The organism is Spirochaetales bacterium, assembly GCA_016930085.1.
In the GTDB taxonomy this organism is placed as follows: domain Bacteria; phylum Spirochaetota; class Spirochaetia; order SZUA-6; family JAFGRV01; genus JAFGHO01.
The window spans coordinates 19,366-35,873 of the sequence record JAFGHO010000069.1; the positions used below are offsets into that span (position 1 = coordinate 19,366).

Here is a 16,508-nt window from a genome sequence, read left to right on the forward strand (position 1 = left end):
AAAAGAAAAAAACCGGTCACGCCCCACGGCCTACACCTTCTGCCCGCTGACCATAAATTTGAGATATTCCTCGATAAAATCGTCAATCTCCCCATCCATCACCGCCTGTATGTTTCCTGTTTCATGCTTCGTGCGGTGATCCTTGACAAGGGTATAGGGTTGAAAAACATACGAACGTATCTGATTTCCCCAGGCAATATCCTTTTTTTGTTGTTCCTTCTCGGCCCTTTCTTTTTCCCTTTCTTCCATATAATGTTCGTAAAGCCTCGATTTCAGTACCTTTAACGCCATCGATTTGTTCTTGTGCTGGCTTCTCTCGTTCTGGCACTGGGCGACGATTCCCGTCGGGATATGGGTGATCCGGACGGCTGAATCGGTCTTGTTGACGTGCTGTCCTCCCGCACCGGCAGCACGATAGGTATCGATTCTGAGGTCTTCCGCCCGTATATCGACCTCGATATCATCATCGATGACGGGGGTGGTGAAGACGGACGCGAATGAGGTGTGGCGCCGTTTATTCGAATCAAAGGGGGAAATCCTTACAAGACGGTGAATGCCGGTTTCGGTTTTAAGATATCCATGGGCGTATTCGCCGCTTACCTCGAGGAGGACACTCTTAATTCCGCCTTCCGCTTCCAGTATATCGATAATCTCCGTTTTATAGCCGTGGCGTTCGGCCCACCGGATATACATCCGAAAAAGCATACTCACCCAGTCACACGCTTCGGTACCGCCGGCACCCGAATGAATCGTGAGAAAGGTCGATGCATCGTCATGTTTATCGCTCAAGAATTCGAAAATACGGGCGGATTTATATTCTTTGTCGATACGATTGAGCGCATGGCTTATCTCCTTTTCCAGCGACTCGTCCTGTTCGTCGCAGGCAAGTTCATACAATTCCCTGAGTGACTGGAATTCGTTTCTCACACTCTCCCAACGCTGAAGCCTGGTTTTTTTCTTTTTGAGTTTTGACAGTATCACTTCCGCCCGTTCCCGGTCCTGCCATAGATCCGGATTGGTCGTTTCCTCTTCGAGTTTTTTGACTTCTTCTCTCAACTCATCGAAGTCAAAGATACCTCCAGGCTTCCTCGATATCGTGGTGAAGGCTATCTATTTTCTGTTGCAGTTCGGAAAGCATTCTTTTCCTCCTTAAAATTAATGGTCATCCTTACGACGAAGACACCCTATCCTAAAATCCCGATATAGTAAAAATAATAAAAATCATCCCTTTAAGGTATGATACCGGGCATACCCGTTCCGGACGATACAAGACGACCCTTTGCGGATGTAACATTCAATGCACGGTTCGACCGATACGTTAAGCTTCGTCATCCGGTCTATACCACGATTCTCATCTTGCGCCATTTTTTTCTTTCAAGGGCGGAAATGACAAGGGTATCTTCAAAAGGGTATTGATATATACGGATAATATCATACGAATCCGTTTCAGAATCAATATCTTTCTTGAGTCTCGCCAGATGAGATTCCGGAATCGTCGTTGATTCAAAAAGGCCTTCCATCACCTGTTTGAATCCATATTGTATGAGCAGATCGGAAACATGATCTCTATGATCTTCGTTTGAAAAATCACAGGAAACTGCTACAAACATGGATGGAGTTTACATCATTACAATCATTAAATCAATCTGCTGGATTTTTTTTTCACGCCTCCCGATTGTAGCCATAGACACCGGAAAATGTTATAATAATATTGATGGATAAAAAGGCCGATTCTCATAGTATGGCAGGATATCACGGCGGCAATCGGGATACCGGGAATGAGAAAACATGCCGCGATATGAGGAGTATTACCGTGAAAAGGACGTTTGTGCCCGTTATCGTGGTTTTTTTCATGGCGGCTGTCAATATAGCCGGTCAGAATTACGGGCCTGATGAGTTTTCTCCATTTGTGTCCCGTCTCACAGCGACCGTTTCGGATATAGCGATCGTACTCATGTGGAAAAATCCCAAAGATATCGATGGTACCATTCTCGTGTACCGGTACACGGAAAAAATAAATGACGAAAATATCGCCGATGCCGATGTAATTGCCTCCCTGGAAATAGACAGGGAATCCTATGTGGATTATCCCGATAATACCGATGAATACTATTACGCGGTCCTGATCAAAGATAAAACCGGGGAGATTCACAGCCTCTTCATTCCTTTCAGGAATATCACCATCGAGGGGGTTTTTATAAAAGAAAGCAAGACGGAGATCGAACGCACGGGAGAGATAACGGAACTCAAGGCGGTGGTAAAAGACAATACAATTGTCGTAACGTTTAAAACGACAAAAAAAGACGGCACGTATCTTCTTTACCGCAATACGTCTCCCATCCTTATATCGGACAACCTTATCCAGTCGATCACCCCGATTGCCCTTGAAGGCAAAACCACCTATACGGATTATCCAATCGCGGGCATCGATTACTTTTACGCCGTTTTAGATGCCGCGCTTGTTAAAATCGGTAAAATCGAACTCGAACCGGGTAAAAACACCCTTGCCAAGCCTGTTACCATCCCCATCGGCGGCAAGGAAGAAAAATCGTCGTCGACGGCCGGACGGCCGATCCCCCTCCCCTATATCTCGATTCTCTCCGATGTCGAAGACGGGAAAAAACTCGTTCCGTCCGTTTCCTCCTATCTGCCCGAAGAAAAGAAACTGAGCAAAGAGACGGAGAAAGCGGTCGACAACCTGAGCCGCGGATTGACATTTCCTTCCACACCGAAAATCAAAATGCAGATTCTCGAAATCGATACCGCGGCAACCGAAGGGGAGGCGACCACACTCCAGCATATCGTCAATGGCTTGTTCGCAAAGAAAAAATTCGATATCGCCGAGGAAAAATTGAAAGATTTCCTGAGAGTAAAGCATTCAGACGAACTCCAGGCCCGAGCCTCCTTTTATTGCGGCCAGATATACTATTTCACCGAACGATATGAAGAGGCCTTCTTTGCCTTTCTCATGACCCAGGATGCCTACTATTATGAAGTCCAGCCATGGCTGGACGCCTGTTTCGAAAAACTCATGGAATAAGGGGGAAGATATGGCTTTCACATCGGAACCGGAGTCGCTTTCCTGTATTAATTGTCCTTCCGAAAAAATGGAGAAAGTGCAGTGTGAAAAAACAATCACGATCGACCGGTGCCCCCGGTGCGGCGGCATATGGCTCGATAAGGGAGAACTTATCGATCTCTTCACAGTAAGTGATTTCTATATCAAACATCTCGATACATCGGAACAAAAAACCGTCGAAATGAAAGAAGGGAACAGGCAATGCCCCCGCTGCCGTATCGCATTGCAGCACATGAAAAACAACAAAGCCCCGGAGGTCAACATCGACCGCTGTCCGACCTGCAAAGGCGTCTGGCTCGACCGGGGTGAACTCACTAAACTCGCAAAACTTTACGCGCGGTGATTTCTGCGTTTTTTTCACTTGATATTTTATTCTGGCAAAGCACCTGAATCCCGCACCTATTTCGAAATCTGCACGATGCTGAAGACCAGGGCCGTTACCGACACGGCCGCGCTGATAAAGACCGCCCACTGGTTGATATGATAGAGGGGATTGTTGTACTCGACAAAAATTCTGTCTTCCGGCCGGATCACCCTGTCCGACGGCTGTTTCACATTGTCGGCATCCGCGATACGGACCGTGTTATTGAGGTTTTTCGCCGGGTCGCTGCCCCCGGCCATCTCGATGTAATAGCGGTAGTCCCTGTCCGGCACATACGGATACCTGCCGGGAAGAAAAACCGCCCCGCTTACCGTCACAAAAAATTGCTTGAACGGGATGATTATCCTGTCAAAAGGATTGAGTTCAATATCCTCATCGGGGGAATCCGTATAAAGAAGGGCCTCAAGATTCACGGGAATCGGTTTTTCCTCGCTTTCCCTGATAATATAGGCGCTTTTCAGGTCTGCGGAGAAAACAAGACGGTCGGCAATCCTGCTGACGGCGGTGGAAAGACGTTCACCGGGTGCGAACCGGTGGATATATTTGCCGGTAGGGAATGCCTGCGATGCCCCGTCCGCTTCCCCCTTTTCCGGCAGCATCAGGGCCCCCTCAAAATAAGCGACATGAAGCATTTCCTTCCTTGCCGGCACAAACACATCGTCCATATCCTCAATCGTCACCTCTGTCGTTGATATATCGGACCCGTTATAATACAACGTGCGCGCTCCCCCGCCCGTTTGGGTGTTATAGCGGGTGATACGTATCGCTTCAGGGCCGGCCTGCCCGGTATATCCGTCCGCATAAAAACCGATCAGTTCCCGTAGCCCTTCGCCCGGCAGCGGCTGATAGGTACCCGGCCGCCTTACTTCACCATGAACGGTAACCCGCCGCCCGGCCTTTTTTACGATAACGGTATCGCCGGGTCTCAGAAACGGATTCTGTTCCACCTTACCGGCCCTGACTGCGCCGAACAGATCATATTCCCTGTTCGTACCGTCTTTTGAAATGACGGCCACATTTCTGAATGACGCATAGGGGGTAGTCTTTCCCTGCAATATATCCGAAAGCCTCGACAGCCCCCAGCAGCCGACAAAATCGTCCTTTTCCACTTCACCCTGTAAAAATACCTGAAACATACCCGTTGACTGAAGAATAAGCTGGGGACCGCTTCCCGGATACGCATGTTGAATTATCTCTTCGATTTTCTTCTGCAGCCTGGTATAGGTAAGATTTTCCGCATTTATTTTCCCGAAAAGCGTCAGATTTACCGAATAATCCCCCGACACGATCATCTCCAGCGACCGCAATCCCTGTGAATCCATATAGACAAGCTGATACACATCCCCCGGTGTCACCGGATATGCCGCCGTCGAGACGGCAAGCAGTACCTTTGCATCCGGCGCATCCGTAAAAGCCCGAAAATCCGAATTAAAATCAGGGATATCATTTTCTTCGGCATGGAGCCCCTGTGTCGATAAAAGAAAGAGCAGCCATACGGCTAGTTTTTTCCCCATGGTTATTGCCCCTTTATCCGTTTCAGTCTATCCGGATCATTCCGGATCATTTGAATCGTATTGACAATAAAAGCGGTGAAAATACTCAGGACGCAGCCGATGACAGTAATTGTGATGAAAAGTGTTTTTCTGTGGGGACCTATTTCCATATCGGGGACATCGGCGGTTTCCAGCACCTGAAACATGGGCACGCCCTCCATCGAAAGCTTGATTACCTCATACTGTTGAACCAGAATTTCATATATTTTTTCCTGGACGGAAAGATCCCGTTCCAGGTGGTAGAAGCTTTGCGCGATATCGGGAAGATCTTTCTGGGAAGGAATGACATCCATATACTCGGAAAAACCCGACTCCATTTCCCCGATAAGTCCAAGCAGATTATCGCGCTCCGCTTTCAGCCGCTTTATGACCGGGTCCTCGATCCGGGAAAAATCCGAATATGTCTTGATCTCCATCTCTTTCAGGATAAGCTGGCTTCGGAAGCCCGCCATCATCGTCACCTGCTCCATCGCCAGGCTGTCGATATCCAGAACCCCGTATTTTTTCTGAAACTCCTGGATCTGGCTTTCCAGGACCTCGATCTCCGCCTTGACTTCCGTTATTTTTGTTTCGAGAAGCTGTTTCTGCATGATGATCCTGTTCCCGCCGATGGAAAGAAATCGTTTGTCGAGTAATTCGACAAACCTGTTCACCACTCTGGTCGCGAATTCCGGATCGTAATCCGTATAACCGATGGTAACAAGCATCGTTTCCTCATCATAGTCGACGGAAAGGTACTTCAGGATTTTATTTCGCGTATCCCCTTTTTTATACCGGACGACATTGTATCGTTCCGCCATTTGAAACTCTTCCGCGACGATATCGATTATCGAATTGCTGTGAAGGAGAACTTCCGCCAGTTTTCCATAGCTGAAGCTGCTTGCCCCGCCGCCCACGATTGAACTTTGGCCGGGAAAAGGCAACGACGAAAGAAGCGAACTGATAATATCTCCCGAAGTCCGTTCGTTCACGAGAATAACGGCGACCGGCCGGTACATATCGGGAAGAATACTGATCCGGGAAGGAAGAATCGACGTCACGAACAGAAAAAACAGCCCGACTCCGGCGATAATACCGGTCATCACCAGGATGAGCATTCTGTATTTATAAAAAACACCCATAAATCGAAGCAGATCAAACTCTTCGTCACGTCGAGGTTGTGACTTCATATTTCTTTAAAGATATAAGAAAAAGACTTCTTTGTAAAGAGGGTGAATAAAAAGGAATCATGACAGTATAGCAGTTTGTTATTCGAAAAAAACAGGAAACGAAAGTATCTTCCAGTCCGGTATTCGTCCCGAGGTTATTGAAAAAGCGACACTTTGAGACTCGATGCCAGTATCTTCATATCGAGAAAAAGCGACCATTTTCTTCGATAGGAAAGGTCCAGATCCACGACCTTTCTGAAACTTATTGCCGTGTTTCCGAAAATCTGCGGATAACAGGTGATACCGGGAAAACATTCAAGCCGCAGCCGGTCGCGGGAGGTATACAACGCGACTTCATCGACGAGGTGGGGACGGGGACCGACAAGGGAAATATCTCCCCTGAGTACATTGATCAACTGCGGCAATTCGTCAAGACTGAACCGCCTGAGAATCCTGCCTGTTTTTGTTTCGCGGGGATCATTGTCGATTTTGAAAAGCGGCCCGTCCTTGCGCCGGTTAAGCTGAAGGAGTTCCCGTTTCCTTTTGTCGGCATCGACAACCATGGATCTGAATTTGTAAAATTTGATTACTTTTCCGTTTTTACCGACTCTCCTGCTTATATAAAAAACAGGGCCGCCATCCTCGCATTTGATGATCACCGCGATAATAAGACCGATCGGGATAGCGATGAGTAATGAAAAGGAAACCAGAATGAGGTCGATAAAGCGTTTGCATGTGATAAGGGTAAGCGAGTCCCTCATGCTTTCCCAATGTTCGATAACCGGTATGTATGAGAAAGGATTGTTCCAGAAATCTTTCTCCATGAGCTTTTCAATATCGGGCACGATACTGTAGGCGATACTGTTGTCCCTGCAAAACTTCGCGAGCATATAAATGTGGACATCGCTTATTTCCCTGCCGATAAAAATGAGGACTTCGCCGATAATCTCTTTCCAGAGGAGGTGCGGAATATCTTCCAGCGTTATCTTCCTTTCCCTTTTGTCCCGATCCGAAAAAAACCAGCCCGACTCGTTTCCATAGATATTTCCTTTATATATCTTCGTCCCGTAGGATTCGGAGAAAAACCGCGAAACGGGAAATCTCCTGTCCGGCTTTCCGATGATGATGACATTCTTTTTCAGATACCCCTGTTCGACAAGCAGCCGTATCCATCCGAACTGGAAAAAATGCAGAAGAACCGAGCAGCACATATCGACTATGAAAATAACGGCAACTATCCTGAAAAAACCGGCCCTGAATATCGAAAGCGTAAAAATGACATCCGCCGAATAGGTGAGAAACATGACGAGGGCCATAAAGCTTGTGGAAAGAAAAAGGTTCTTTACGATAAGGCTCCATGTCCGGGGACTGAAGAACATCGTCGAGCTCCGGCTGTAAAGATCCTTCCAGAGTAAAACAAAATAAAGCAGGCAATAGAACGCATGAAAGGAAAAGAGGATCAATTGCTGCTCCGGCCGTGACCGCAGCACCACCGGAATAATCGAAAGGCAGATGAAAAAGAAAAACAGCGTCATTACGATATGTGCGAGAAGCAACACAAAAAATTTATAAAAACGCCCTGCCATATTTTATCGCCCCACTACAAAATATAATATCTCTTTCACGTTTTTTCCAGGAAATGTGGGAAATATCATGAAAAATCGGCTGTATTTATCCTTGTTCCGGGCCGTAAAAATCTTTATGATATGAACCAAAGGACATTATGTATGAAAAAAACCGCCTTCTTCATCGGCATAGGCCTCTGTCTGACTCAATTATCATATCCCCAAAACCATCTCTCCGTTCGTATCGACCGCCCCGTTTATTTTATTCTCGAGTACGCGGAAATCAGGGGTCTGATCCCCCACCTCCCCCGCGCGAAACCCTATGCGGCATCGAATGTCACCGGGTATCTCGGGGCGATACTGAACGGCGCCGGTAAACTCCTCCCTCAGGAACAGGAAATAATCGGGGGTTTCTGTGATTCGTTCAAGCAGGATAAAACGGGCTTCTCCCGGGGTAATATCGCAGGGGTTGGTGTTCTGGGCCTTTGCGCCATAGGAATCGATGAACTATCGGTTTTCAGATGCAATCTCAACAAACCCGAAGCCTGGCATATGCATCACGCCCTCGCTTTTTATCTCAGGGGCGATATCGGTGATAGCCTTTCATATAACGGGGCCTTCGGCGCCACATTCGATAAAGTCGCCCCCGAAGCTTTCCTCCCCTATACCTTTACAAAGGAATGGGACGGCTTTCATATCGGGTTCGGTGAACCCCGGTACAGCGCGGACGGGATAGAACCCGTCCCCTATTTTTCATTTCTCCTTGAAAATGAAATCACCGCAATCCTCTTCGACCACGCGCTTTCCATAAGACTCGCCCGTCTGCGGAGAAACTGGGGCGCCGGCGAGGGGAGCCTTTTCCTTTCCGAAACGGCCCGGCCTTTCGAGGCCCTCGAATTCCATGCACGGCCCCTCCCGTGGTTCCATTATTCCTATCTGATCGGCTCTCTCGGCAACTGGCGGGCCGATCAGGGGCTGAAAGAAGACAGCGGCAACCCAACCTATCAAAAAATGGTCACAATCGAAATGCTTCAGTTCAATCCCTTCACATCTTTTTCCGTTTTTGCCGCATCGATCGCGCTTTGGGGCAAACGTTTCGAACCGGGATATTGCGCCCCCCTCCTGTACCCGCTGATTCATCAGAATCTGAACGGCGATTTCGACAATGTTTTCCTTTCCATCGAGGCAGTGTATACATTTCCCGGTATCGCGCAAGTATACCTCTCACTCTTTATCGACGAAATGGAACTCTCTCACATTGAAGAACTCTTTTCCAATCCGCGAAACGCCTTCGCTTTCCAGGCGGGAATCAGGGTCCCCCTTCCTTTCATCCCCTTCTCGCTTCTGTGCATGCAGTATACAAAAATCGAACCGTTTGTCTACGCCCATTACCCCGAAGTCAATCCGGCAAGCCCTGAAACCAACGTCGATCTCAGCTACACCCATGACGGGGAGAATATCGGTTTCCCGCTTCCGCCCAACTCCGATTCCTTTCTCCTCATGCTTGAAACCATGCCTTTTTCGGGGTTGCTTGTATCGTTCGGGTATCGACTCATCAGGCACGGAACGAACGACTATTCCGGGGCTTATGTTCCTGCTATTTACGGCGATATCGACGAGTACTTTCACTACGATATCGCTTCCCAATACCCGAAAAAGCGTTTTTTACAGGACGGACTCTATGAATGGATCAACATCGTCACCCTTCGGGCTTCATACAGCCTTAAAAACCTTCCCGTCTGTTTTGAGGTCTTTTATGGTTTTTCATATACATTCGAGGATGAAAACAAAAGCGGCATGACGCCCCGTGACGACGAGACGAGAAATATCGTCGGCTTTTCCGTGAGTATTTTCAGGTAGGCGGCGGTTTCATGTCGTGTATTTTTTCAAAAGCGGTTCCCCGCTTTTTTCCGTCCGCGCGAGTGAATAACAGATCCCGATCGCCCCGAATACAAAAATGGAGGGGGGCGGATTGACAAAGACGGGGGTGGCGATACTCTCTGCGATACTTTCGATAAGTACCATGAAGGCTCCCATGTAAAACGCGCAAAACAGCCGGCTGCCCGTTCGAACGGCCCGATCCCGCAGGGTGAAGAAAAAAATCAGCAGGATAATGATATACGAAAGGCATCCCAATATCCCCGATTCCCCCAGGATCATGGGCCAGAAGGTGTCCGTGATAAAATAGGGATTCTCCTTCGACATACCCCAGACCTTCGAGAGTCCGTACTTTTCATAAACCGGGCTGTAGAAAATCCTGCTCAGCCACGAACCGAACCGCCCCGGCCCCGCCCCGAAAGGGAAATGGTCGACGGCCACCTCGGCGCTCTTTATATAAAGGACATTCCTCGCCGCATCCATCCTGTTTTCACCGATCACATAAAGCTGCATTTTCGACTGGAAAAGCCCCGCCACCGTCGGCCCCAGAACGAGAAGGACGATCAATGCGAAGATGAGAAAGACACCGGTCAGGTGCTTTTTCCGCTCGAGCGGGATGAGGAGAAACCCCGCGAAAAGGGCAATCGCGAATCCGATAATCGACTTCACCCTCATTGAGAGAAAACAGCCTGCAAAAAAACAGAGACTCATAAAAAAATACCGCGTCTTTTTGTAAACGGCAAAAAAAGCGAAGCTGAAAAGCGACATAAAACTCATGAACCATCCGAAATAGACAGGATGGGTGAAGACCGATTGGACCGAAGGGATGGAAAAACGGTAATCGACAAAGGCCGCGTTTCCGATAAGCGCCCTGAACCGGTGGGGGATTATCAGATCCACAAAACCGAAAAAAAGGACGATCGCCCCGGCCCGAAAAAAAACCAGGATATATTTTTTCAGCACATCTTCTTCGCATCTCAAATAATAAAAAATAAAAAATATAAAAAAGCCTTTGAGATATAATATCGATTGCGAAAGAAAGATAAAAAAAGGCACTTTGTTTATTATTCCTGAAATAAGATTGATGATGATGAAGAAAACAAGAAAAAAGTCGATGTTTGTCATTCTGATAATAGACCGTAAAAAAATATGATAACAAATAATCAATGCAAACAGGACGATAGCGATAATTTCCTCTGCATATTTTACCAGGCTGAAAAGCTGTCCGTATTCGCTTATATTCCTTGCAATGAGATCCTGAACGAGGAGAAACAGACCGGTAGTCATAAGTAAAAAATGAATCCATTTCTCTGTTTTGTAACCTGTTATAATTGCCTCATTCGTCTGCATAGTTTTATCGGGCGACAATAGCCTTCTGTTATTCGATTATACCCGATTCGTCGATCGAACTCAACAGAGTAAAATCGATTGAATCAATGGGTATACCTGAATGTCAATATAAAGAATATAAATCCGGCTACAGACACGATACTTGTCGACAAGGCCAGTCCCTCCACACCGATTATATTCATAAACACAACATTAAAACAGACATTTAAACAGGATAACAATAGCGAACCGATCATGATGATTCTGGTTTTTTTCATAACGATATGGCCCCTGGCATAAATCTGGGAAGCGACGTAGGGAAGAAGCCCGATGACATACAAGAAAAATACCCTTGCAATAAGCAGTATGTCATGATCGCTGAAATTACTGAATCCGAAAACAAACATAGCCAGTTCCCTGTGAAAAAACATCAACAAAAGCAAGGGTGGAATGATCACCAAACACACGCGCAGTGCGGTTCTGTTCACCTGATGCCGTAACCTGTTTTTTTCACCCGAATAGTATTGTTCACTCCAATGGGAAAGCAATGCGACGCCGAGTCCCGTCATGATGATATTGGCGGGGACCATAAAAAGCCGGTCGCCGTAGTAGAGAATTGAAACACTCCCCTCATCAAGCCAGGAGGCCATCGTTTTATCGATTAATGAGTTTAGATTGATTGACAGCACACCAATAAGCTGGAACCCCGCTTTGCGAAAGAACTCTTTCAACCGGACGTCGGGGAAAAAAGAAAAACGAAATGTAAAGAGTTTGTTTATTTTTACCATGACCACCAGAACGGCAAGGCGAAACAACTCGCCTGTTATATAGCCGAGCACGATAGCATGAATACCTATGGTACCCTGAAACAGAAACATAACGACGATGAGAACGACCGCACGGAGGGCCGGAGAAAGGGCGGGTGCGTCAAACTTCTTGTATGCGTTCAAAATACCGTCAAAAACACCGGCATAGACGATCAGGAGAACCAACGGGATCATTTCAATATATAACACGAAAATAAGCCGTAATGATTCCTTGTTGAATTGTGTGACCAGACCGAGTACCGGATGTAGCAAAGGAATAATTATCAGACTCAAAAGAAGGATCAACAATGTTATGGAAACCAGAAGAGAACCGACAAATTTTCCGATATCGCCGCCTGTTGACCGCGCTTCCGCGACATACGGGACAATAACCATGGCGATAGTCGAAGAAAAAATAATCGATATATAGAAAAGCAAACCATAAGTGAAAAAGAAAGCATCCATATCGCCGCTTATACCGAAAAGCGCCCCTATTATAAAAGGAACAAGAAAGCCGACGGATTTGCCGGCGATCACGAGTGCTGTCGTTTTAAAAATATCACGGACAAGTTCTTTTTGTTTCACGAGGTGATGACATTATAATGTATATCAACAAGAGTAGCAATAAAAGCATGTTTCGCCGGAAAGACCTGAAAATAACTCTTGCGCTTTAAAATTCTATCACTTATAGTATTGTCATTACATTGTTTTCGTAGTCCGGTGAAAGGAAATACCGATGGTCAATGGAAAAAAAGGTAATGGACGCCGCAACACATGGATAAAGCGGATTTTACTCACCTTTCTTTCGATCATTATCGCCCTGATTGCGGGTGAATGTACCGTCCGTCTTTTCTTCCCGCAGGTACTCTTCCCCCGTTATGTGACGGCAGGAAGCGGCGGGATCCGTGTCAATATCCCGAACGTCCGGTATTTCCACACCTCGCCCGAGGCCCGGGTCGGGTTCAGGATAAACTCAATGGGGATTCGAAGCGACCGCGAATACACATTCGAAAAACCGGAAGGTATACTCAGGATAGTCGCTGTCGGCGATTCTTTTACGCAGGGCTATGAAGTCAATGTGGAAGATTCCTATCTTTATCTGCTCGAGCAATGCCTTGAGAAAAAATATCCGGGCGTCGAAGTCATCAATTGCGCCGTCAGCGGGTTCAGTACCGCCGAAGAGTTGATCATGCTTCAAACCTTCGGTTTTAATTTTAATCCCGATATCGTCATCGTCGGATATTACCAGAACGATCTCGACGATAATGTGCGGACGGGGCTTTTTTCGATGGGCCCGGACGGCGAGTTATCGAGGTCGGCGGAAACCTATCTTCCCGCCGTAAAAGAAAGAGACTTTCTCTACTCGCTCGGTATCTATCGCTGGCTTGCCGAAAACTCGCACCTCCTCTGCCTGTTGAGGGAACAGCTCGCGTATTTTATAAAAACAAAAGACTATGAAAGGAACCTTGACGATATTTCCGGGGATACGATAAAAAAGGAAACAGCCCGGACGCTCCTCGGTGCAAAGTTGCTCGATAAAATAAAAGAAGAATGTAATAAACGAAATATTTCCTTTTTTCTCCTCGATATCATAGACTTCACGTTTGCCGAATCAAACCTTCCCGCCGGCGCTCTGAAGTTGATTACGGAAGACGACATCGTTCATACACGCTATCCCCTCCTCTCAGCCCGCAGCAGTGAAACACTCTATCGTCTCAAAGGCCATCTGCACTGGACGGAGGCGGGGCACAGGATCGCGGCGCGGCTTCTTTGCGACCGTCTTTTGGCATCCCTTAGTGAAAATCCGGATAGCGCCCTGAAAAAATAATCGACCGGGCCGCTTCACCGTCGAACCGGTAATGTATGTCTGTCCACATTGACACATGATGCTTTCTGTAATACTATAGTAGCGAATCATCGATGAAAAAAAAATCCGTGAAAAAAAACCGTACAGCCATTGGATTCTTTGTCACGAAACTGGATTATGAATACCAGAAGGAGATATGGCGGGGAATTTGCGACGAAGCCGTATGCCGGGATATCGACATCATCTGTTTTCCCGGTGAAATCATACAGTCGAAATACCGTTTCGAATCGCAGGCAAACGTCATCTATCAACTCGCCGGCAGGGAGAATGTCGACGGTATTATCATCCTGGCAAGCACGATCGGTCAATGTATCACAAAGGACGAACTCTATCACTTTATCAGATCCTATCAAGCCCTCCCCGTCGTGAGTATCGGTTTGACCTTCGAGAATGTCCCGAGCGTCATTGCGGAAAACAAAACCGGCCTGTTCAGCCTCATCGAACACCTCATCACCGGCCATCGCTGTCGAAAGTTCGCATTCATATCCGGTCCCCGGGGGCATCAGGAGGCCGAAGAACGCTTCAACGTCTTTAGGGACGTACTCGCCAACCACGGCATCCCGTTTGATGACAGGCAATACATACAGGGGGACTTTCTTGAAGACTCGGGGAAACAGGCCGTCGACACCCTTATGAACACACTCAAAGGAAACGTGGATGCGATTGTCGCGGCAAACGATTCAATGGCGATCGGTGTGCTCGAAGCCCTGCAGGCAAGGGGTATCAGCGTACCGAAAGACATCATTGTAACCGGGTATGATAATATCAGGGAAAGCCAGAATTACACCCCCCCGTTAACGACGGTAAACCAGCCTATTTACACGTTGGGACAAAAGGCATTGCAGCTCATCGCCGGAATCGTCGGGAACGAAAAGACCCCGCCGAACATCGTCCTCCCCTCACACGCTGTTATACGCCAATCCTGCGGCTGCTTTTCACATATCGCAAAACAGGTTTTCATCAATGATACGGCGACAAGCGGCGTTTCTTTCTCCGAGGACTTCCTTTCCTACAAAGACGATATCATCGAAGAATGTTCGGATATACTAAACAAGAATCCGATGTCACATCTTACCGACGATCAGTTCAAAGAACAGGTCCGCGGCCTTATCGTTTCCTTCTATAACGATATGAAAAACCCGAACTCCGAGGCTTTATTGTCCATGCTGAATACCATCCTGCATGATTCTGTTATCAAGGGAATCGAGGTGACCTACTGGCACGAGATTATATCGCTTATCCGCAAATACGTGCTCAGATTCAATCTCTCGAGGGAAGCATTGATAAAGGCGGAAAACATTTGCGAACAGGCAAGGGTCCTTATCGGCGATACTTCCCGCCGGTATCAGGCATATATCCGCATCCAGCTGGTGAAACGGACGGACCGGCTGCGCGAAGTGGGGAATACACTGATTTCCAACTTCGATCTCGACAAGCTTTCGGACGTTCTGGTCACCTCACTTTCGGCTTTACAGATACGTCAATGCTACCTCGCACTCTACCGGCACGAATCCAAGGTGCCCGATACCGCACGGCTTTTTCTTGCCTATAAAAGCGGAAAGCCGCTTGTCATTAAAGGGAAAAACCGGTCATATAAAAGCAGGACGATTCTCCCGCCCGGCCTCTCCTATAACGAACACCGTTGTACAATGATCCTGGAACCACTCTATTTTCAATATGATCAATTCGGGTTCCTTTTCTGCGAGATGTTTCCGGATGAACCGGTCATATTCGATACCCTGCGGCAGCAAATAAGCATCACCCTCAAGGGTGCTTTCCTGCTGGAAGAGATAAAGCAATATGCGGGAAATCTCGAAAAACAGGTCGCGAAACGAACCAGGGACCTCACCATATCGAACAGGCAACTCGAAGAAGAGATACAACTGAGAAAAAAAGTGGAAGAAAGTCTGAAAGAAAGCGAGAAAAACCTGCGCGCCATTACGGAAGCGACCCCTATCCCCCTCGTGATTATCCGCATGAACGACGGGCACATTCTTTACGCGAACAAGCCCTTCTGCAAGACCTTCGGCATTAAAAGCGAATACGATAAAGAAATCAGTCTTCAGGATTTTCTGTATGACAGGGAGTTCATGAAAGAACTGCATCATAAATTACGTAAAGAAAATCACCTTTCAAACGTTGAAATTCCGGTCCATAACACCGACGGTCACGATTTCTGGGTTATTTCGTCGTTTCAGAAGATGATTTTCAAAGGCGAGCGATGCATCCTTGCCGGGTTTTATGATCTTACCGAACGCCGGAAACTCGAACGGGAAGTGCTCGAGGTAATCGGAAATGAAAGAAGAAGAATCGGCCAGGACCTTCATGACGATATTTGTCAGGACATGGTGGGAATCGGTGCAATTGCAAGTGTCATCGAGAACCAACTGATAAAAGTGGATCCCCAAAAAGCGGAAAAAGCGAGCTACCTTCGGCAATTGATAAAAAACACCATCATCAAAACAAAGTCATTGGCAAAAGGCCTTTATCCGGCTGAACTCGAATACAGTGGTCTTATTGAAATGCTCAAGGAACTGGCCTCAAGCGTTCAGGTGCAATTTAAAATATCCTGCCATATAATATTTGACATTAAGGTTGAAATCGAGGATAATCTCCTTAATTTACATCTGTATCGGATCGTTCAGGAATCGGTGACAAATGCGGTGCAGCACGGAAAGCCTTCACATATCGAAATAACGATCAATTCCATGTATGATAAAGTGGAGCTTGTCGTCACGGATAACGGTATCGGAATTCCAAAGAAATATGAATCGTCGGGGGGAATGGGGATACGAAGCATGCGATACAGAGCGAATGTTGTCGGAGGTAAATTGAACATTAAAAAAAACCGGGGAGGGGGGACAACGGTAACATGCATTATCCCAAGAAAAAAATAAAAGG

12 protein-coding genes are annotated in these 16,508 nt (G+C 47.1%); 5 read left to right on the forward strand and 7 right to left on the reverse strand.

What is annotated here, in order from left to right; genetic code table 11:
- Nucleotides 1–30: 30 nt before the first annotated feature.
- Both prfB and JW881_12290 read right to left on the reverse strand, forming a co-directional pair.
- Complete coding sequence (gene prfB, locus JW881_12285; protein ID MBN1698283.1) at nucleotides 31–1,110, reverse strand: peptide chain release factor 2; 1,080 nt, start codon at nucleotides 1,108–1,110, stop codon at nucleotides 31–33.
- Between the two features lie 227 nt (nucleotides 1,111–1,337).
- Nucleotides 1,338–1,610 (reverse strand): CRISPR-associated protein Cas2, encoded by a 273-nt coding sequence (locus JW881_12290; GenBank protein MBN1698284.1) that lies wholly within the window; start codon nucleotides 1,608–1,610, stop codon nucleotides 1,338–1,340.
- Nucleotides 1,611–1,813: 203 nt separating this feature from the next.
- Between JW881_12290 and JW881_12295 the strand changes: the two genes are divergently transcribed.
- Together JW881_12295 and JW881_12300 are read left to right on the forward strand one after the other, a co-directional pair.
- The gene (locus tag JW881_12295) at nucleotides 1,814–3,040 is read left to right on the forward strand and encodes a hypothetical protein (protein ID MBN1698285.1); all 1,227 of its coding nucleotides are present in this window, start codon (nucleotides 1,814–1,816) and stop codon (nucleotides 3,038–3,040) included.
- A 10-nt stretch (nucleotides 3,041–3,050) separates the two neighbouring features.
- Nucleotides 3,051–3,422 (forward strand): zf-TFIIB domain-containing protein, encoded by a 372-nt coding sequence (locus tag JW881_12300; GenBank protein MBN1698286.1) that lies wholly within the window; start codon nucleotides 3,051–3,053, stop codon nucleotides 3,420–3,422.
- A 56-nt stretch (nucleotides 3,423–3,478) separates the two neighbouring features.
- Here the strand turns inward: JW881_12300 and JW881_12305 are convergent, their stop codons facing one another.
- The 3 genes from JW881_12305 to JW881_12315 form a co-directional block, all read right to left on the reverse strand.
- Nucleotides 3,479–4,975: an SLBB domain-containing protein gene (locus JW881_12305; protein MBN1698287.1), complete on the reverse strand. Its 1,497-nt coding sequence runs from the start codon at nucleotides 4,973–4,975 to the stop codon at nucleotides 3,479–3,481.
- 2 nt (nucleotides 4,976–4,977) lie between these two features.
- Nucleotides 4,978–6,183, reverse strand: a complete 1,206-nt coding sequence (locus JW881_12310; protein MBN1698288.1) for a hypothetical protein — start codon at nucleotides 6,181–6,183, stop codon at nucleotides 4,978–4,980.
- A 134-nt stretch (nucleotides 6,184–6,317) separates the two neighbouring features.
- Nucleotides 6,318–7,748, reverse strand: coding sequence for a sugar transferase (locus JW881_12315; protein ID MBN1698289.1), 1,431 nt, complete (start codon nucleotides 7,746–7,748; stop codon nucleotides 6,318–6,320).
- A 141-nt stretch (nucleotides 7,749–7,889) separates the two neighbouring features.
- Here JW881_12315 and JW881_12320 point away from each other — a divergent pair, with 141 nt between their 5' ends.
- The gene (locus JW881_12320) at nucleotides 7,890–9,587 is read left to right on the forward strand and encodes a hypothetical protein (protein MBN1698290.1); all 1,698 of its coding nucleotides are present in this window, start codon (nucleotides 7,890–7,892) and stop codon (nucleotides 9,585–9,587) included.
- A gap of 9 nt (nucleotides 9,588–9,596) precedes the next feature.
- Here the strand turns inward: JW881_12320 and JW881_12325 are convergent, their stop codons facing one another.
- Both JW881_12325 and JW881_12330 read right to left on the reverse strand, forming a co-directional pair.
- On the reverse strand, nucleotides 9,597–10,892 hold the full coding sequence (locus JW881_12325; GenBank protein MBN1698291.1) for a hypothetical protein: 1,296 nt from the start codon (nucleotides 10,890–10,892) through the stop codon (nucleotides 9,597–9,599).
- Between the two features lie 146 nt (nucleotides 10,893–11,038).
- Complete coding sequence (locus tag JW881_12330; GenBank protein ID MBN1698292.1) at nucleotides 11,039–12,325, reverse strand: oligosaccharide flippase family protein; 1,287 nt, start codon at nucleotides 12,323–12,325, stop codon at nucleotides 11,039–11,041.
- A gap of 151 nt (nucleotides 12,326–12,476) precedes the next feature.
- On the opposite strand from JW881_12330, the gene JW881_12335 reads away from it, so the two are divergent.
- Together JW881_12335 and JW881_12340 are read left to right on the forward strand one after the other, a co-directional pair.
- Nucleotides 12,477–13,568: a hypothetical protein gene (locus JW881_12335; protein MBN1698293.1), complete on the forward strand. Its 1,092-nt coding sequence runs from the start codon at nucleotides 12,477–12,479 to the stop codon at nucleotides 13,566–13,568.
- Between the two features lie 92 nt (nucleotides 13,569–13,660).
- A complete protein-coding gene (locus JW881_12340; protein MBN1698294.1) occupies nucleotides 13,661–16,504 on the forward strand; it encodes a substrate-binding domain-containing protein in 2,844 nt (947 codons plus the stop codon).
- Nucleotides 16,505–16,508 lie beyond the last annotated feature (4 nt).